We start from the raw sequence: 17,848 nt of genomic DNA on the forward strand, positions 1-17,848 counted from the left end.
CGGCCTCGGGGCAGGAGTGGGTATCCGGAGAAGTGCGGCGCGGGTGGCGCCTGTCCAGTGTTGCTGGGGACGGATGATCGCGGGCAGCGAAAGCGCTACGCGCGACTCTCCAATAGTTTGAAGCCGGTTCTTCGAGGGTCTAGGATCGCGCGGTGTGACCGGCTCGGAGGCGAAAGGCATTCTGATGGGCGTTCCATATCCCAATCGTATGACTGCGGACGTCTTTCTCACCTGGCTCGAAACGCAGCGGGAGCGGCATGAACTGGTCAACGGGCGGCCGGTTCGCATGATGGCCGGCGCCAAACAGAGCCACAACGTCGTGACGACCAATGTCGTCGTCGCGCTGTCTTCCGCCGCCAAGCAACGTGGATGCCGCACGACATCGAGCGATACCGCAGTGAGGACCGGTTCAGACGGGATCCGCTATCCCGACGTCGTGGTGGATTGCGGTCCACCCGATCCCGACGCGAAAGAGGCCTTGCGGCCGACCCTCGTGGTGGAGATCTCATCTCCGAACACCCTGATCACCGATGCGACCGACAAGCTGGACGAATATCGCATGCATGGCGACATCCAAGTCATCATGCTGATCGAACCCGACGTCGTCTCGGTCAAGATCTATCGACGAGCGTCGGGCGGGGAATGGGAGATCGAAAGATACGAGGATCTCGGCAGCGTCATTGCGCTGCCGGAGATAGCCGCCGACCTTCCTGTTGCGAATATCTACGACACGCTCGATCCGAAGCTGCGTACGCGCCTGCAACTCGTATCCGACCCCGACCAGCCCACCGAATTTCAACCGTCGCAAAGCGAAACGTAAGCTGGGAAGGGCGGCCGTCGATCGCCCCCTTACAGGGGCCCGCGCTGGATATTCCGGGGGCCGCTTGCGCCGCCGCCTCGAGCCATTGCACAATGCTTTGACCAGATGGTCAAAAGCAACGGAACCTCCTGAATGGCCGACAGAACCGCCGCCCGGCTGACGACTCATGTGCTCGACACGATGCACGGCTCCCCCGCCGCGGGCATGGTGATCGAGCTCGGCCGGATCGAAGGGGGCCTGGTCCATCCGCTGAGCCAGGTCGCGACCAATGCCGACGGCCGCATCGACGGGCCGCTCCTGTCCGGCGAGGCGCTGTCACCGGGCACTTACGAGCTGCGGTTCCACGTCGCCGACTATTTCAGGAAGCGGGGCGTGGCGCTGCCGGAGCCGGCCTTCCTCGATCAGGTGCCGATCCGCTTCGGGATCGCCGACGCCGCGCATTACCACGTGCCGCTGCTCGTCTCCCCCTTTGCCTATTCGACCTATCGGGGGAGCTGATGGCCGCGACCGACCTCCGCACGATCCGCTTTATCCTGAACGGCGAGGAGCGCAGCGTCGCCGGCGCTCCGCCGACAACCACCGTGCTCGAATATCTGCGCCGGACGGAGCGCCTGACCGGCACCAAGGAAGGCTGCGCGGAAGGCGACTGCGGCGCCTGCACGGTCCTGATCGCCGAGCCGGACGGGGCCGGAGGGCTGCATCGCCGGGCGGTCAACGCCTGCATCCAGTTCCTGCCCGCGATGAACGGGCGCGCGGTCGAGACCGTCGAGCATCTCGGCAGGGACGGCGTGCATCCGCTCCAACAGGCCATGGTCGAGAAGCACGCCAGCCAGTGCGGCTTCTGCACGCCGGGCTTCGTCATGCAGCTCTATGCCGGCTGGCTGACCGGCGCGATGAGCGATCGACAGTCGGTCAAGGATCTCGTCGCGGGGAATTTGTGCCGCTGCACCGGCTACGGCCCGATCATCGATGCCGGGCTCGAACTCGCCGCATGCCCCGTGCCGGACACGGCGGAGGCGGATGCCGGGCTGGCCACGCGGCTCGCCGAGATGGAAGGCAAGGGCGTCTTCGCCTACGAGGCGGCCGGGGGGCGCTGGTATGCTCCGACCAATGTCGACGATCTCGCCGACACCTATGCGGCGCATCCGGACGCCGTGCTCGTCGCCGGCGCAACCGATGTCGGCCTCTGGGTGACCAAACAGCATCGCGACCTGCCGCTGATCATCGACGTCTCCAAGGTGCGCGACCTGACGATGGTCGAGGAACGCCAGGACAAGCTCTATCTCGGCGCGGCCGTGACCCATCGCATGGCGCGCGAGGCGCTGTCCGGCGTCCATCCGGACCTCGGCGAGATGCTCAGGCGCTTTGCCGGCTATCAGATCCGCAATGCCGGCACGGTCGGCGGCAACATCGCCAACGGCTCGCCGATCGGCGACCTGCCGCCCTGCCTGATCGCGCTCGGCAGCCGGCTGTTCCTCAGGAAAGGCGACGGCATCAGGGCGATCGCGCTCGAGGACTTCTTTATCGACTATGGCAGGCAGGACCGAGAACCGGGCGAGTTCGTCGCCGCCGTCGAGGTGCCGCGGCTGGCCGACAACCAGCGCTTTTTCGCGTACAAGATTTCGAAGCGCTTCGATTCCGACATCTCGGCGGTGATGGCGGCCTTCCGCCTGACCATCGACGGAGAGATCGTGTCCGACGCCCGGCTCGCCTTCGGCGGCATGGCCGGCACTCCCAGGCGGGCGCCGAAGGCGGAGGCGGCGCTGATCGGCAGACGCTTCGGCGAGGCGTCGGTGGCGGCGGCCATGGCCGCGCTCGCCGAGGATTTTTCGCCGCTCACCGACATGCGCGCCTCCGATTCCTATCGCCTGAAGTCCGCACAAAATCTTCTGAAGCGCTTCCAGCTCGAACAGGCCGGCGAGGTCACCCAGCGCATTGCGTCGTGGGGCCTTTCCGACATCGCGGAGGTGGCGTGATGGACGAGACCCGCATCCAGGACCGCTCCGGCGCGGGCGAACCCGGCATCGCCGAACTCGGCGAGCGGCCGCCGGGCCAGGAGCAGTCGATCCGCGGCGGCGTGCGCTCGCCGCTTCCCCATGACAGCGGCCTGAAGCATGTCACCGGGGCCGCGCGCTATACCGACGATGATCCGGAACTGCCGGGAACGCTGCAGATCTACATCGCCATGTCGGCCAGGGCCCATGCGCAAATCCGGTCGATCGACCTGTCGGCGGTCAGGACGGCGCCCGGTGTCGTGGCGGTGCTGACGGCAGAGGATATTCCCGGTCAGAACGACTACTCGCCGGTCTTCGGCGACGATCCGATCTTTCCGCCGCATGCGGGCGAGGCGGCGGTGGTCCAGTATGTCGGCCAGCCGCTCTTCGCCGTCGCGGCCGAGAGCTGGAAGGGAGCCCGCGCGGCAGCTCAGCTCGCCAAGATAGACTACGAGGACCGTCAGGCGGCGATCTCGATCGACGACGCCATCTCGCTTGCGGACGCGTCGGGCCGGGATCTGCTCGACCCGCACGAGATGCGGCTTGGCGAGGTCGATGCGGCGCTCGCCTCTGCCCCGCGGCGGATCTCCGGCCGGGTCGAGGTCGGCGGCCAGGACCACTTCTATCTCGAAGGCCAGGTCGCCTATGCCGTGCCGCTGGAGGACGGCGACGTCCTGGTGCGGTCCTCGACCCAGCATCCCTCCGAGGTTCAGCACAATGTCGCGAAGATGCTGGGCCTGCCGGACCATGCGGTGACCGTCGAGGTCCGACGCATGGGCGGCGGCTTCGGCGGCAAGGAAAGCCAGCCGGCGCTGTTCGCCGCCGTCGCGGCGCTGGCCGCCGCGAAGACCGGCCGTCCGGCCAAGTGCCGGCTCGACCGCGACGACGACATGGAGATGACCGGCAAGCGCCACGAGGTCCGGATCGACTACCATCTCGGCTTCGACGAGGAGGGCCGGATCGCCGGCGCCGACATGCGTCAATTCGTGCGCTGCGGCTATTCCTCGGACCTCTCCGCCGCGATCGCCGACCGGGCGATGTTTCACGCCGACAACGCCTATGATCTCAAGGCCGCCCGCATCCATTCGCGCCGGCTGAAGACCCACACCGTCTCCAACACCGCCTTCCGCGGCTTCGGCGGTCCCCAGGGGATGGTCGGCATCGAGCGCGCGCTCGACCGGATCGCCTTCGAGACCGGTCTCGATCCGCTCGACGTGAGGAAGCGGAACTTCTACCCCTCCTTCGACAGCGGGTCGGAGCCGTCCCTGACGCCGTACCGCATGGCGGTCACCGACTCGATCATCGCCGAACTGACCGAGGAGCTCGAAACCTCCTCGGATTATCGCGCCCGGCGCGCGGCGATAAAGACGTTCAACGCGACAAGTCCGATCCTGAAGCGGGGGCTGGCGCTGACGCCGGTGAAGTTCGGCATTTCCTTCACCACCGCGCATCTCAACCAGGCCGGCGCGCTCGTCCATGTCTACAAGGACGGCTCGGTGCATCTGAACCATGGCGGCACCGAGATGGGGCAGGGGCTCTTCACCAAGGTGGCGCAGGTCGTCGCCGAGGAGTTCCAGATCGACATCGACCGGGTGAAGATCACCGGCACGACGACGGCGAAGGTGCCGAACACCTCGGCGACGGCGGCGTCCTCGGGCTCGGACCTCAACGGCATGGCGGCGCAGGCCGCCGCCCGTACCATCAAGGACCGGCTGATCGACTATGCCGCCGAGCGGTATCACGTCCCGAAGGAGCAGGTGGTCTTCGAAGCCAATCGCGTCCGGATCGGCAATATGGAGAAGCGCTTCTGCGACCTCGTCGGCGAGGCCTATCTCGCCCGGATCTCGCTGTCCTCGACCGGCTTCTACGCGACGCCCGGCATCACCTATGACCGCGAGACCGCGTCCGGCACGCCCTTCTACTATTTCGCCTATGGCGCGGCCTGTTCGGAAGTCGTCATCGACACGCTGACCGGCGAGTACAGGCTCCTGCGCGCCGACGTCCTCCACGACGTCGGCAAGTCGCTGAACCCGGCGATCGACATGGGGCAGATCGAGGGCGGCTTCATCCAGGGCATGGGCTGGCTGACGATGGAGGAATTGTGGTGGGACGCGTCGGGCCGCCTCAAGACCCACGCCCCCTCGACCTACAAGATCCCGACCGCCAACGACCGTCCGGACGACCTCAGGATCAGAATCTGGGAGAAGGGCGAGAACCGCTCGGCGACGATCTACCGGTCGAAGGCCGTGGGCGAACCGCCCTTCATGCTGGCGATCTCGGTGTTCTCGGCGCTGACCGACGCCGTGTGTGCCGCCGGCGGGGGAAGGGGATTCCCGGACCTCGACGCGCCGGCGACCCCGGAGCGGGTGCTGAAGGCGGTGGAACAGGTGCGGGGGCTGGAGTGACCTCAGCCGACCTCCGACAATCCGTCTTGATGATACCGGAAAATGGTACTATCTGACGGTGAGGAGGCGACACCGGCGCACGCTTGAGCAGGTTTTTGCCCGCCCCGTGATCGGGTCGATCCGCTGGAGCGACATCGAAGCGCTGCTTCGGGAGTTGGGTGCTGAAATCGAAGAGCGCGAGGGCTCCAGGATCGGTATCGTGATGTTTGGGGAGATCAGGGTGTTTCACCGACCGCATCCGACACCGGACACCGACAAGAGTGCCGTTGTCGCTGTTCGGAAGTGGCTGGAGGCCAACGGGATTAAGCCATGACAAAGAACATCATGGAAATCGAAGGGGAAAGGGCGATCGTGACCTTTGACCCCGAGATCGGCATGCTCCGCGGCGAGTTCGTCGGCCTGAACGGTGGGGCGGACTTTTACGCCGACAGCATCGATACGCTTCGGGAAGAAGGACGCACGTCACTGAAGGTCTTTCTCGACATGTGCGCCGAGCGGGGAATCGAGCCGCGCCGCAAGTTTTCCGGGAAATTCAACGTCCGTCTCGATTCCGGGCTTCATGAAGCCGCTGTCGCTGCCGCGCGGGCGCAGGACAAGAGCCTGAACGAATGGGTCGCCGAGGCGATCGAGATGGCGGCGAAGTCGGCATGATCGCCGCGACGAAAGAGCCTTGGATGTGATGCACCTCCCCCAGAAGAGGTATGGGATAACGAGGCTTCCGCGAATGGTGCGGCAGGTCGCATCTCTGCGCGCCGAGCCAGGAGAACGCACGTGACCTCGCTCGCCGCGCTGCGTCGCGGTAGCCTTGCCGCCAATCGACCATCCATCCTCGTCACCGTCACCCGTGCCCTCGGCTCCACCCCGCGCGAGGCGGGGGCGCGCATGCTGGTGAGCCCGGATGACGTTGCCGGCACGATCGGCGGCGGGCGGTTGGAGTTCGACGCGATCGACCGGGCTCGCGCGATGCTCTCCGCGGGGGAGTCCGCGGCCACGATGGACGTGCCGCTCGGGCCCGAGATCGGCCAGTGCTGCGGCGGCCGGGTAATGCTCTCGCTGGAGCGTGTCGACGCCGAACTCCTGGTGCGGCTGGAGGCCGAGGCTGCGATCGAGCTTGCCGGGCGCCCGGCCGCGCTGATCTTCGGCGCCGGCCACACCGGCCGGGCGCTTGCGTGCGCGCTTGCGCCCTTGCCGCTGACCGTCCGGCTGATCGACAGCCGTCCGGAGACGCTTGCAGGTCTGCCGGAGAGCGTGGCGACCGTCGCCGCCGCCATGCCCGAGGCCGAGGTCGATTCGGCGCCTAAGAGAAGCGCCTTCGTCGTCATGACCCACGACCATGCGCTCGACTTCCTCATCACCGCAGCCGCGCTCGCACGCCCGGATGCCGCCTATGTCGGCATGATCGGCTCGGCGACCAAGCGCGAGCGCTTCCGCCGCCATCTCGCCGAGGAGGGCCGGGCCGGCGACATCGCGCGGCTCATCCTGCCGATCGGCGGCTCGGCGCTGCGCGACAAGCGACCCGAGGTGATCGCCGCGCTGACTGCCGCGGAAATCGCCACCTGCCTCTTTTCGGATCAGGCGGAAAAGCTGCCGGCTCGCTTGGCAGCCGGCGCCGGGCAATGCCATAGTGCGGCAGGGACTCATAGGGGGTAACGACGGATCGTCATGGCGCCGCGACTTGAGCTATCGGGCATCACGAAGCGCTTTCCCGGCGTCGTCGCGAACGAATCCGTCTCCTTTGCCGTCGCGCCGGGAGAGATCCACGCGCTTCTCGGCGAGAACGGCGCCGGCAAGTCCACCCTCGTCAAGATCATCTACGGCGTCCAGAAGGCCGACGAGGGCAGGATCGCCTTCGACGGCCGGCCGGTCGTCATCCACTCGCCGAAGGAGGCGCGGGCGCTCGGCATCGGCATGGTGTTCCAGCACTTCTCGCTGTTCGAGGCGATGACGGTCCTGGAGAACATCGCCCTCGGCATGGACGATCCGCCGCCGCAGCGCGAACTCGAGGCGCGGGTGCGGGACATCCTGAAGATCTACGACCTCGCGCTCGACCCGCATCGCGACGTCCACACCCTGTCGGTCGGCGAGCGCCAGCGCATCGAGATCGTGCGGGCGCTGTTGCAGAACCCCAAGCTCCTGATCATGGACGAGCCGACCTCCGTGCTCACCCCGCAGGAGGTGGAGAAGCTGTTCGAGACGCTCAGGCGCCTCGCCTCGGAAGGCTGCTCCATCCTCTACATCTCGCACAAGCTGTCCGAGATCAAAGCGCTCTGCGAATCGGCCACCATTCTGAGAGGCGGCAAGGTCGTCGACACCTGCGATCCCCGCGCCGAGTCCGCCCGGTCGATGGCCGAGATGATGATCGGCGGCAGCCTGAAGGACCTTGCCGGCAAGGATGCCGGCCTATCCGGGGCCGAACGGCTGGTGGTGTCGAACCTTTCGGCGCCGGGCGAGCCGCCCTTCGGCACCAGCCTCAAGAACCTCTCCTTCTCCGTCAGAAGGGGGGAATGCCTTGGGATTGCCGGCGTTGCCGGCAACGGCCAGAACGAGCTCCTGTCGGTGATCTCCGGCGAGCGCCAGGACGGGGTTTCCGGCACGATCACGATCGACGGGCGCGAGCTTTCCGGTCTTTCGGTCAGTGCGCGCCGTGCCGCCGGGCTCGCCAGCGTGCCCGAGGAGCGCAACGGCCATGCCGCCGTGCCGGCCATGTCGCTCGCCGAGAACGCCATCCTCTCGGCCCGCTCGCGCATGGGCCTTGCGAGCGGCGGCATCATGAAGCTCGGCGCCGCCCGGCGCTACGCATCGAAGGTTATCGAGGCCTTTTCCGTGAAGGCGACCGGACCGGGCGCGTCGGCCGGAAGCCTGTCCGGCGGAAACTTGCAGAAATTCATCATGGGCCGCGAGATCATGCAGGATCCGGCCGTGCTCGTGGTCTCGCAGCCGACCTGGGGCGTCGATGCGGGAGCCGCGACCTTCATTCGCCAGGCGATGATCGATCTCGCCGCCAAGGGCGCGGCGATCGTTGTCGTCAGCCAGGATCTCGACGAGCTTCTGGACATGTGCGACCGGATCGTCGTCATCAACGAGGGCCATTTGTCGGAGCCGATGAACGTTGCGGACATTTCCATCGAGCGGGTCGGCCTTCTGATGGGCGGCGTCCACGGCGCCCATGCGGCGACGGCTGACGCGGCGAGGGAGCGGGCGGCCTGATGGCCTGGAGGCTGGAGCCCCGGCGCGAGGAAAGCCGGGCGATGATGCTCGCCGCGCCGGTGATCGCCGTCCTTGCGACGCTTGTCGCAGGGGCGATCCTCTTCACCCTTCTCGGTCACGACGGCTCCGGCGCGGTCTACGAGATCTTCGTGGCGCCGCTGTTCAATCCCTATCGCTGGCAGGATCTCCTGGTGAAGGCCGCGCCGCTGGCGCTGATCGCGATCGGGCTCGCGGTCGGCTTCCGCGCCAATATCTGGAACATCGGCGCGGAAGGGCAGTACATACTCGGCGCCCTTGCCGGCACCGGGGTCGCGCTGATGACGCTGGAGATGAGCGGTGTCTGGATCCTGCCGCTGATGATCTTCACCGGCATTCTCGGCGGCATGGCCTTCGCCGCGATCCCCGCCATCCTGAAGACGCGGCTGAACGTCAACGAGATCCTGTCGAGCCTGATGCTCAACTATGTGGCGATCCAGATCCTGTTCTATCTGATGCGGGGCCCCTGGAAGGATCCGGAAGGCTTCAACTTTCCGCAGACGGCGATGTTCTCGGCGGCCCAGACGCTGCCCATGGCGGTGCCGGGAACGCTCATCCATATCGGCGTGCCGATCGCCGCGGCGCTGGCGCTCGCCGCCTGGTTCCTGATCGCCCGCTCGATCACCGGCTTCCAGATCCGCGTCGTCGGCCTCGCGCCCAAGGCGGCGCGCTATGGCGGCTTCCGCCAGTCGGCGACGGTGTGGCTGGCGATGCTCGCCGGCGGCGGCATGGCCGGGCTTGCAGGCGTCCTTGAAGCCGCCGGGCCCTTCGGCCAGATGGTGCCGCAGTTTCCGACCGGCTACGGCTACACCGCGATCATCGTCGCCTTTCTCGGCCGGCTCAACCCGCTCGGCATCCTCGCCGCGGCTCTCGTCCTGGCGCTCACCTATGTCGGCGGCGAAAGCGCCCAGACCACGATCGGCCTGCCCGCGGCCGCGACCGGCGTGTTCCAGGCGATGATGCTGTTCTTCCTGCTCGCGGCCGACATGCTCGTGCGCTACCGGCTGAGATCCACCGGTCCGGTCGGCGGCCAGGCCCCGGCGACCAGCCCCGCGAGCGCGGCCGAAGGGCCCAAGCGCGTGGAGCGCCTGCCGCCCGCCGAGACGGAGGCGGTGACGCTATGACGCTTTCCCTTGCCATCGCGATCCTGATGACGATCGCGGGGGCGGCGACGCCGCTCCTCATCGCCGCCCTCGGCGAGCTGGTGGTCGAAAAGTCCGGCGTCCTCAATCTCGGCGTCGAAGGCATGATGCTGATCGGCGCGGTCAGCGGTTTCGCCGTCGGCTACACGACCGGCGTTCCCGCTCTCGGAGCCCTTGCGGCAATGCTGGCGGGGGCGCTCGCCTCGCTGATCTTTGCCGTCCTGACGCTCAGCCTGATGGCGAACCAGGTCGCGACGGGCCTCGCCCTGACGATCTTCGGGACCGGCATCTCCGCGCTTCTCGGCGCACCCTATGTCGGCATCACCACGACGCGGCTCGGTCCGATCTTCCCCTCCTTTCTCGCCGAGGATCCGGTCTTGCGGCTCGTCTTCGGCTATTCGCCTCTCGTCTATGCCGGCCTCGCCCTCACCCTCGCCGTCTGGTGGTTCCTCAAGCGCAGCCGGGCCGGCCTTATCCTGCGCGCGGTCGGGGAATCGGACGAGGCCGCCCATGCGATCGGCTATCCGGTCCTCAAGGTGCGCTATCTGGCGGTCCTCTTCGGCGGTGCGATGGCGGGTCTGGCGGGCTGCTATTATTCGCTGGTGCTGACGCCGATGTGGGCGGAGCGCCTGACGGCCGGCCGGGGCTGGATCGCGATCGCCCTCGTCGTCTTCGCCTCCTGGCGGCCGGGCCGGGTGCTGGCCGGCGCCTATCTCTTCGGCGCGGTGATCACGCTGGAGCTGCAGTCCAAGGCCGCCGGCTTCAGTTTCTTCGCGCCCGAGCTTCTGGCGAGCCTTCCCTATCTCGCCACCATCCTCGTTCTCGCGCTCATCTCCGCGGGACGCCACCGCGCCAGCAGCGCCGCCCCGGCCTGTCTCGGCCGGCCGTTCAGGGCGAGCGCCTGACCCGTCGCACCGCCATGCCCGTTCAACCGAATCCAAGGAGTTCGATGATGTTTCAGACCAACCGCCGCCGCCTTCTGACCGGCGCCGCCTCGCTTGCCGCCGCCTCGGCCTTCGGCCTGCCCGCCAGAGCTCAGATCGGCGAGAAGAAGGACAAGGTGAAGGCCGCCTTCGTCTATGTCGGACCGGTCGGCGACTACGGCTATTCCTTCGCCCACGACCAGGGCCGGAAATATCTGGAGAAGGAGCTGGGCGACAAGGTCTCAACCTCCTTCGTCGAGAATGTCTCCGAGGGTCCGGACGCCGAGCGCGTCATCCGCCAGCTCGCCCAGGAGGGCAACGACATCGTCTTCACCACGTCCTTCGGCTTCATGAACCCGACGCTCAAGGTCGCCAAGCAATTCCCGAACGTCGCCTTCGACCATGCCACCGGCTACAAGACGGCCGCCAACATGGGCAACTACAATTCCCGTTTCTACCAGGGCCGCGCCGTTCTCGGCACCATCGCCGGCATGATGTCGAAGTCCGGCAAGGGCGGCTACATCGCCTCCTTCCCGATCCCGGAAGTGGTGATGGGCATCGACGCCTTCACGCTCGCCGCCCGGGCGGTCAATCCGGATTTCAAGACGCAGGTCGTCTGGGTCAACTCCTGGTACGATCCCGCCAAGGAGGCCGATGCCGCGAAGGCGCTGCTCAGCCAGGGCGTCGACGTTATCAGCCAGCACACCGATTCCCCGGCGCCGCTGCAGGCCGCCGAACAGGCGGGCGTCATCGCCTTCGGCCAGGCCTGGGACATGTCGAGCTTCGCGCCGAATGCCCAGATGACCGCGATCGTCGACCATTGGGGCCCGTATTATGTCGACGAGGTCAAGAAGATGCTCGCCGGCGAATGGGAGCCGCGCTCGATCTGGTGGGGCATGCAGGAGGACATCCTGGAGATGGCTCCCTACAATCCGAAGATGCCGGACGACGTGAAGGCCGCCGCCCAGAAGATGGTCGAGGAGACCAAGGCGGGCACCTACGACGTCTTCACCGGGCCGATCACCGACAAGTCGGGCACGCTGAGGGCCAAGGAGGGCGAGAAGATCCCGGACGAGGATCTCCTGAAGCTCGATTGGTATGTCGAGGGCGTCGAGGGCGTCTGAGCCTGACGGAACGGGCGGTGCCGGCGTCAGACTATCGGTTCTGGCTGCGCCAAGGCACCCCCCTCTTCCTGCCGGCATCTCCCCCCTGGGGGGGAGATCGCAGTCTCGTCGGCTGCGACACGTCTGGATGCCGGTCAGGCTACGACATTGAAGGCTGGCCGCGACCCTTGTGAAAGCTCGATCTCCCCCCTTGTGGGGAGATGCCCGGCAGGGCAGAGGGGGGGTGGGCAAGCGCCGGGCTCTGGGAGCCAAGAAGTCCTGAAAGCTGCGCCGGACTCCGCCAACCTTAGGGAATCGCGACTGCATGTGGACCTATTTCGCCGAATGGCTGAGCTTTGCGGTGCGGTGGGTTCATGTCGTCACCGCGATCGCCTGGATCGGCTCGTCCTTCTATTTCATCGCGCTCGACCTCGGCCTCAGGAAGCGCCGCGCCCTGCCGGAGGGCGTCTCCGGCGAGGCCTGGCAGGTTCATGGCGGCGGCTTCTACCACATGCAGAAATACACGCTCGCGCCGGCCGAATTGCCGGACGATCTGACCTGGTTCAAGTGGGAGAGCTATTCGACATGGCTCTCCGGCGCAGCCATGCTGATCCTCGTCTACTATCTTGGCGCGAACCTCTTCCTGATCGACCCGGAGAAGCTCGATCTGCCGGTCTGGGGCGCCATCGCCATTTCGATCGGGGGTCTGGCGCTCGGCTGGATCGTCTATGACGCGCTCTGCAAATCCCCGCTGAAGAACAACGACACGGCGCTGCTCGCGGTGCTCTTCGTCTATGTCGTCGCGGCGAGCTGGGGCTTCGACCAGGTCTTCTCCGGCCGGGGGGCGATGCTCCACACCGGTGCGATGATCGCGACGCTGATGACGGCCAACGTCTTCTTCCTCATCATCCCGAACCAGACGATCGTCGTTTCCGACCTGAAGGCCGGGCGGACGCCGGAGGCCCGGCTCGGCAAGGAGGCCAAGCAGCGCTCGCTCCACAACAACTATCTGACGCTGCCGGTCGTCTTCCTGATGCTGTCGAACCACTATCCGCTCGCCTTCGCGACGGAGTGGAACTGGGCGATCGCCGGGCTGGTGCTCCTGATCGGCGCGGTCGTCCGGCATTTCTTCAACACCATGCACGCGACCGGAAAGCAGCTCTGGTGGTGCTGGGCCGTCGCCGGAATCCTGTTCGCGCTCGTGATCACGCTCTCCGGCGCGCCGGGCTGGCGGGCCGAGGCCGCGCCGGGCAACGAGGCTGCGCGCGAATGGACGGGCGATCCGCAAGTCGCGCTCGCCGCTTCGCCCTATTTCGAGGAGGCGCAGTCGATCGTCGCCTCACGCTGCTCCATGTGTCACGCGCAGGAGCCGCTCTGGCCAGGCATGATCCATGCGCCGAAGGACGTCCGGCTCGAAACCGGTGACGAGATGATCCACTACGCCTCGCTGATCGAACGTCAGGCGGTCCGCAGCCACGCTATGCCGCCCGGCAACCTCACCGGCCTTGAACCGGCCGAGCGCGAGGTCCTGGCGAAGTGGATCGCGTCGGGCTCCGGCCGGTATGTCGCCGGAGACCCCAGGCTATGACGACGGCCATGGGCGATGCGGGCGCCACCCTCGCCATTCGCGGGCGCCTCCTCTGGTTCGATGCCGACCCGGCCGATGCGGGCGAGGCGGCGTCCGTCCGCTTTGTCGAAGACGGGCTCGTCGTCATCGAAAAGGGGATGATCCGGGAAGTCGGCGAGGCGCCGGCGATGGTCCGCCGCCTGTCGCCGTCCATCCCGGTTGTCGACCACCGGCCCTATCTCGTCATGCCCGGCTTCATCGATCCGCATCTGCATCTGCCGCAGACCCAGGTGATCGCCTCATACGGCACCGAGCTGATGGAGTGGCTCCAGAAATACACCTTCCCCGAAGAAAGCCGCTATGGCGACAGGGAAGTCGCCGACATAGCGACCCGCTTTCTCCTCGACACGCTCGCCGCCAACGGAACCACCACGGCGAGCGTCTACTGCACCTCGCATCCGGCCAGCGTCGCCGCCTTCTTCTCGGAAGCCGAACGGCGCAACCTGCGCATGGTCGCCGGCAAGGTGATGATGGACCGGAACGCGCCGGAAGCGCTCCTGGACACGCCTGAGAGCGGCTATGAGCAGTCGAAGGCGCTGATCGCCGAATGGCATGGCCGCGGCCGCCTGGAATATGCGATCACGCCCCGTTTCGCCCCGACCTCCACCGAGGCGCAGCTTCAGGCAGCCGGCGCGCTGGCGACCGAATATCCGGACCTGCCGATCCAGACGCATCTGTCGGAGAACCATGCCGAGATCGCCTATGTCGCCGAGGCCTTCCCCTGGTCGAAGGATTATACCGAGGTCTATGAGCGCTACGGCCTCGTTCGCAGGCGGGCGCTGTTCGGCCATTGCCTCCATCTGATGGAGCGGGAGAGGGCGGCGCTTTCGGCCGGCGGGGCGACGGCGGTGTTCTGCCCGACCTCGAACCTCTTCCTGGGGTCGGGCCTGTTCGACCGCGCGGCCATGCGCGCGGCCGGAATCGCGGTGGGGCTCGCCACCGATATCGGCGGCGGCACCAGCTATTCGATGCTGACGACGGCGGCCGAGGCCTACAAGGTGCTGGCGCTGAAGGGCCAGCGGCTGCCGGCCTTCGAGGCCTTCCATATGCTGACGGCGGGCAATGCCGCCGCGATGGGATTGGAGGACAGGATCGGCCGGATCGCACCGGGCTTGGAGGCCGATCTCGTGGTTCTCGACACCGGCGCGACGGAGCCGCTGCGCCGGCGCGTGGAGCGGGTCGATACGCTCGCCGAGGAGCTGTTCGCACTGATGATCCTCGGCGACGAACGCACGATCGTTGCGACCTACGCCACGGGACTGCGGATCCACGACCGGTCGGCGCAGTTTCGCCGGTCCCTGCCGGCGAGGCAGGAGAGCGTCCCCCTCCAAAGCCCGCGCCAGCCGGGCGGCGCCGACCAGTAGCGCCGCAAAGCGTGGCAGTCCGGGCCTATTGGTCGGCCCGGAAGCGATGCGCCATGTCGTCCGTCGTCAGGAACAGGGAGACCTTGCCGTCGCGCTGCACGTCGAGATGGACGGCCAGCGGACGGTCCTGCGCCAGATGCAGGAAGCCCAGGACATGCCGCCTCTGCTCCGCCGTTATGCGTTCTCCGAAATCCGTCAGGAGGCGGAGCAGTTCGGCCCGGGCGATGGGGTCGGCGCTTGCACTAGATTGCATGGATGTCTTCTCTGACGGGAAGCGGCTCGCCGAGACCGCGGCGCACGAGGCAGCTCTCGTCGATGTCGTAGATGCCGCGCATCGACTGAAGGGCTTCCTGGGTGATGTCGAAGGAGAAACCGGCGAGGGTGAGCCCATCGTGCGGGAAGGGGAGTCCCAGCGCCCGCGGCCGCCAGCCGAGCCCCTGGATCCGCGGGATCCACCAGGCCTCGGCGAGCGAGCGCATCTCGCGCACGCCTTCCTCCATCAGATATTCGAACATACTGCATAGTATCTGGCCGCCCAGGCGGGACAGGCGATGTTCCTCGCGGCGCGACTTGACGACGAAGAACCGCGTCCATTCCCACACGTCCGGCCCCTCCGGCATTGGGCGCACGGAGGCTGCCTGCGGGAAGACGGCCGAAAGCAGGGTCGGCTTCCAGCTCGGCAGGAGCCGGGTGCCGCCGACGACGCCGTCCTTCGGATCGATCGCCAGCAGGTAGACCGCTCCGGGATAGTCGAACTGATCCGCCTCGCGGCCGTCGCGATCGACCAGTGCCCGCCATTTGTGCTCGCCGATATAGATGTCGCGGCGGATGCGGTAGTGCTGGTCGAGTTCGTCCCGGTAGAGATGACCGTTGACGGAATTGATCACATGCACGGAGACCATGCGTCCCTCCTTTGATCGTCGGTGCAATCAAAGAGAGAATCCGCAGGTCTGAATATCCCCGAAATCGGGGACAGCGGGCGACCGCGTCAGGGCCGCAACTGCCTTTGCCGCAAGGCTTCGACGACAGTGTGGGTCAGGGTGCGCGTTCCGAACTTTATCTTTGCCCGCTTGAGATGGGTCGTGACGGTCTCGCGCGAGATCTTCAGCTTTCCCGCGACCTCGTCGAGCTTCTCGCCGGACGCGATGTAGCTGAGCACGTCCCGCTCCCGAGGGCTGAGCGCGGCGGTCGTCGGCTGCTTCATCCTGCCGACCCGGAGCGAAGTCGCATGCGCGTAATAGCCGAGGAGATGGAGCGCCCGCCGCTCGTCGGGAGACGCGGCGATGCGGGGGCCGGCCAGCGAGACGACGGCCTGGAACCCGTTCATGTCGACGATCGGGACGCAGTACCCTTCGGCCATGCCGAATTCCGCCGCCTCGTGCATCAGCTGTCGGCCCTTCGGCTGGACCTCGAGATCGACCGGCGCCGACGACCATTCGAAGGGCTCGATCGTCTCGAAGCAGCGCCGGACCACGGGATCCTGCTTGCAGTAGCCGCTGCGGTCGTAATGCGACATCCAACCGGCAGGCCAATGCTTCAGGATCGCGTAGGGGGCAAGACGTTCGCGCGTCGGCGGCAGATGCGAGACCAGAAAATAGTCGATACCGAAGCGACCGAGGACGCCCTTCAGCGCCCGGCAGACCTCGTCAGCCGTCGCCAGCCGTTCCAGCTCGTCCATCAGCGTGAAAATATCGCCGACGCCCGTCGCATTGAAACCGACATTCACGATCATCCTCCTACACTAGCCCGGTCCGCATCGGACAACAGTAGCGTGGAGCCGATCAATTCGCCATGGAGCAGTTGCAGTGAGCGCTAACAACGGCAAGCTGAGAAGCCCCGTCGACCTGCATCTCGGCCTGACCTTGCGGAGGCTGCGCGAAAGCGCCGGCCTGTCGCAGGAGCGCCTGGCGGCAAGTCTCGGCCTATCGGTGGAAAGGATGCAGGACTTCGAGGCGGGATCTTGCCGCATCCGCGCCGGAGAATTGTGGGAGATCGCCCGCTTCTTCGAGGTGGAACCCGTTTATTTCTTCGGCGGAATCGGAACGCTCGAACCCGAAAGGAGCCGCCTGCCCATCCGCCGCGCTCCGACCGGCTCCAGAAAGGCATCGCCCCCCATCCGGATGTCCGTCGCCAACGACAATGGCGGTCTCGACGGCTGAGCCGGTCCGGCGACTCGCTCTTCTCTGGAAACAGCACGTTCCGAGTAAATGACGTCGCCCATGCCGGCGTCCGCCGATCGGCCCTGTTCGCACGGCCTGCCTGGATGATCTCGTCCGGGGCCCAATATGGGACAGGACCGAAACGAACGGAACGAGGGTCTGGCCATGCGGCTCGTGCGATATGGAGAGACGGGAAAAGAGAAGCCGGGGCTGATCGATGACGACCACGTCCTCAGGGACCTGTCGGACGTCGTGGGCGACATCGCCGGCGACACCCTGTCGCGCAGCGGTATCGAGCGCATCCGCGGGGTCGACCCGAAGAGCCTCATCAAGGCCGATCCTTCCCATCGCCTTGGTCCCTGCGTCGGAGGCGTCGGAAACTTCATCGCCGTCGGCCTCAACTACGAGGACCACGCCCGCGAATCCGGCATGGATATTCCGAAGGAGCCGATCCTCTTCAACAAGGCGCCCTCTTGCATCGTCGGGCCGCATGACGACGTCGTCGTGCCGCGCGGCTCCGACCGCCTGGACTGGGAGGTCGAGATCGCGATCGTCATCGGCGAGGAAGCGCTCTATGTCGGCGAAGACACCGCGATGGACCATGTCGCCGGCTTTTGCCTGTGCAACGACGTATCCGAACGCACCTTCCAGGCCAATCGCGGCGGCCAGTGGATGAAGGGCAAGAGCGCGCCCACCTTCGGCCCGCTCGGTCCCTGGCTGGTGACACCCGACGCGCTCGGGGATCCGCAGGCCGTGGATCTGTGGCTCGACGTCAATGGCGAGCGCATGCAGACCGGGTCGACAGCGACCATGATCTTCGGGGTGAAGACGCTCGTCTCCTACATCTCCCAGTTCATGCGGCTGATGCCGGGCGACGTCATCACCACCGGCACGCCGCCGGGCGTCGGCATGGGCATGAAGCCGGAGCGCTATCTCAAGCCGGGAGACATCGTCACGCTCGGCGGAACCCACCTCGGCGAGCAGCGGCAGGTGATCAAGGCGTCGGAATAGGCCGCGCTGATCGACCGGTGGCGGAGGCGAGGCGGCATCGCGGATTGCGTTTGCGTC

18 protein-coding genes are annotated in these 17,848 nt (G+C 66.7%); 15 read left to right on the forward strand and 3 right to left on the reverse strand.

Annotated features, from left to right (window positions below):
- Positions 1-154 precede the first annotated feature (154 nt).
- From LH400_RS16445 to guaD, 13 genes are all read left to right on the forward strand, one after another.
- Positions 155-820, forward strand: a complete 666-nt coding sequence (locus tag LH400_RS16445; protein ID WP_229153924.1) for a Uma2 family endonuclease — start codon at positions 155-157, stop codon at positions 818-820.
- Between the two features lie 132 nt (positions 821-952).
- Entirely contained in the window at positions 953-1,318 is a 366-nt protein-coding gene (gene uraH, locus LH400_RS16450; RefSeq protein WP_229153926.1) for a hydroxyisourate hydrolase, read from the forward strand.
- Positions 1,318-2,796, forward strand: coding sequence for a xanthine dehydrogenase small subunit (gene xdhA, locus LH400_RS16455; protein ID WP_229153928.1), 1,479 nt, complete (start codon positions 1,318-1,320; stop codon positions 2,794-2,796). The genes uraH and xdhA overlap by 1 nt, the downstream gene beginning before the upstream one ends.
- Positions 2,796-5,219 carry a xanthine dehydrogenase molybdopterin binding subunit gene (gene xdhB, locus LH400_RS16460; protein WP_229153930.1) on the forward strand — a complete coding sequence of 808 codons (2,424 nt, stop codon included), beginning with the start codon at positions 2,796-2,798 and terminating at the stop codon, positions 5,217-5,219. The genes xdhA and xdhB overlap by 1 nt, the downstream gene beginning before the upstream one ends.
- A 106-nt stretch (positions 5,220-5,325) precedes the next feature.
- Positions 5,326-5,532: a type II toxin-antitoxin system HicA family toxin gene (locus tag LH400_RS16465; protein ID WP_229153932.1), complete on the forward strand. Its 207-nt coding sequence runs from the start codon at positions 5,326-5,328 to the stop codon at positions 5,530-5,532.
- Positions 5,529-5,870, forward strand: a complete 342-nt coding sequence (locus LH400_RS16470) for a type II toxin-antitoxin system HicB family antitoxin (protein ID WP_229153933.1) — start codon at positions 5,529-5,531, stop codon at positions 5,868-5,870. The genes LH400_RS16465 and LH400_RS16470 overlap by 4 nt, the downstream gene beginning before the upstream one ends.
- A gap of 120 nt (positions 5,871-5,990) precedes the next feature.
- Positions 5,991-6,869: a xanthine dehydrogenase accessory protein XdhC gene (gene xdhC, locus LH400_RS16475; RefSeq protein ID WP_229153934.1), complete on the forward strand. Its 879-nt coding sequence runs from the start codon at positions 5,991-5,993 to the stop codon at positions 6,867-6,869.
- A 12-nt stretch (positions 6,870-6,881) separates the two neighbouring features.
- Positions 6,882-8,426: an ABC transporter ATP-binding protein gene (locus LH400_RS16480; protein ID WP_229153935.1), complete on the forward strand. Its 1,545-nt coding sequence runs from the start codon at positions 6,882-6,884 to the stop codon at positions 8,424-8,426.
- Positions 8,426-9,586, forward strand: a complete 1,161-nt coding sequence (locus LH400_RS16485) for an ABC transporter permease (protein WP_229153936.1) — start codon at positions 8,426-8,428, stop codon at positions 9,584-9,586. Before LH400_RS16480 ends, LH400_RS16485 begins: the two co-directional genes overlap by 1 nt.
- Complete coding sequence (locus tag LH400_RS16490) at positions 9,583-10,509, forward strand: ABC transporter permease (protein ID WP_229153937.1); 927 nt, start codon at positions 9,583-9,585, stop codon at positions 10,507-10,509. Before LH400_RS16485 ends, LH400_RS16490 begins: the two co-directional genes overlap by 4 nt.
- A gap of 47 nt (positions 10,510-10,556) precedes the next feature.
- Positions 10,557-11,651 carry a BMP family ABC transporter substrate-binding protein gene (locus tag LH400_RS16495; RefSeq protein ID WP_229154423.1) on the forward strand — a complete coding sequence of 365 codons (1,095 nt, stop codon included), beginning with the start codon at positions 10,557-10,559 and terminating at the stop codon, positions 11,649-11,651.
- A 304-nt stretch (positions 11,652-11,955) separates the two neighbouring features.
- On the forward strand, positions 11,956-13,218 hold the full coding sequence (locus tag LH400_RS16500; protein WP_229153938.1) for a urate hydroxylase PuuD: 1,263 nt from the start codon (positions 11,956-11,958) through the stop codon (positions 13,216-13,218).
- On the forward strand, positions 13,215-14,621 hold the full coding sequence (gene guaD / locus LH400_RS16505) for a guanine deaminase (protein WP_229153939.1): 1,407 nt from the start codon (positions 13,215-13,217) through the stop codon (positions 14,619-14,621). Before LH400_RS16500 ends, guaD begins: the two co-directional genes overlap by 4 nt.
- A 25-nt stretch (positions 14,622-14,646) precedes the next feature.
- Here guaD and LH400_RS16510 read toward each other — a convergent pair whose 3' ends face one another.
- From LH400_RS16510 to LH400_RS16520, 3 genes are all read right to left on the reverse strand, one after another.
- Positions 14,647-14,874: a hypothetical protein gene (locus tag LH400_RS16510; RefSeq protein ID WP_229153941.1), complete on the reverse strand. Its 228-nt coding sequence runs from the start codon at positions 14,872-14,874 to the stop codon at positions 14,647-14,649.
- Entirely contained in the window at positions 14,864-15,523 is a 660-nt protein-coding gene (locus tag LH400_RS16515) for an acyl-homoserine-lactone synthase (protein WP_229153943.1), read from the reverse strand. Before LH400_RS16515 ends, LH400_RS16510 begins: the two co-directional genes overlap by 11 nt.
- 86 nt (positions 15,524-15,609) lie before the next feature.
- Positions 15,610-16,347 carry a helix-turn-helix transcriptional regulator gene (locus tag LH400_RS16520; protein ID WP_229153945.1) on the reverse strand — a complete coding sequence of 246 codons (738 nt, stop codon included), beginning with the start codon at positions 16,345-16,347 and terminating at the stop codon, positions 15,610-15,612.
- Between the two features lie 79 nt (positions 16,348-16,426).
- Between LH400_RS16520 and LH400_RS16525 the strand changes: the two genes are divergently transcribed.
- Both LH400_RS16525 and LH400_RS16530 read left to right on the forward strand, forming a co-directional pair.
- Complete coding sequence (locus LH400_RS16525) at positions 16,427-16,780, forward strand: helix-turn-helix domain-containing protein (protein ID WP_229153947.1); 354 nt, start codon at positions 16,427-16,429, stop codon at positions 16,778-16,780.
- Between the two features lie 165 nt (positions 16,781-16,945).
- Positions 16,946-17,791, forward strand: coding sequence for a fumarylacetoacetate hydrolase family protein (locus LH400_RS16530; protein WP_229153948.1), 846 nt, complete (start codon positions 16,946-16,948; stop codon positions 17,789-17,791).
- Positions 17,792-17,848: the final 57 nt, after the last annotated feature.

It is taken from the genome of Jiella soli (assembly GCF_020615385.1).
Taxonomy (GTDB): Bacteria; Pseudomonadota; Alphaproteobacteria; order Rhizobiales; family Rhizobiaceae; genus VKMB-3413.

Bases quoted from the DNA above. Each gene is read 5' to 3' on its own strand.
- LH400_RS16490 (WP_229153937.1), top strand. From the start codon at position 9,583: ATGACGCTTTCCCTTGCCATCGCGATCCTGATGACGATCGCGGGGGCG.
- LH400_RS16495 (WP_229154423.1), top strand. From the start codon at position 10,557: ATGTTTCAGACCAACCGCCGCCGCCTTCTGACCGGCGCCGCCTCGCTT.
- LH400_RS16470 (WP_229153933.1), top strand. From the start codon at position 5,529: ATGACAAAGAACATCATGGAAATCGAAGGGGAAAGGGCGATCGTGACC.
- LH400_RS16515 (WP_229153943.1), bottom strand. From the start codon at position 15,523: ATGGTCTCCGTGCATGTGATCAATTCCGTCAACGGTCATCTCTACCGG.
- LH400_RS16485 (WP_229153936.1), top strand. From the start codon at position 8,426: ATGGCCTGGAGGCTGGAGCCCCGGCGCGAGGAAAGCCGGGCGATGATG.
- LH400_RS16510 (WP_229153941.1), bottom strand. From the start codon at position 14,874: ATGCAATCTAGTGCAAGCGCCGACCCCATCGCCCGGGCCGAACTGCTC.
- LH400_RS16480 (WP_229153935.1), top strand. From the start codon at position 6,882: ATGGCGCCGCGACTTGAGCTATCGGGCATCACGAAGCGCTTTCCCGGC.
- LH400_RS16500 (WP_229153938.1), top strand. From the start codon at position 11,956: ATGTGGACCTATTTCGCCGAATGGCTGAGCTTTGCGGTGCGGTGGGTT.
- guaD (WP_229153939.1), top strand. From the start codon at position 13,215: ATGACGACGGCCATGGGCGATGCGGGCGCCACCCTCGCCATTCGCGGG.
- xdhB (WP_229153930.1), top strand. From the start codon at position 2,796: ATGGACGAGACCCGCATCCAGGACCGCTCCGGCGCGGGCGAACCCGGC.
- LH400_RS16530 (WP_229153948.1), top strand. From the start codon at position 16,946: ATGCGGCTCGTGCGATATGGAGAGACGGGAAAAGAGAAGCCGGGGCTG.
- xdhA (WP_229153928.1), top strand. From the start codon at position 1,318: ATGGCCGCGACCGACCTCCGCACGATCCGCTTTATCCTGAACGGCGAG.
- uraH (WP_229153926.1), top strand. From the start codon at position 953: ATGGCCGACAGAACCGCCGCCCGGCTGACGACTCATGTGCTCGACACG.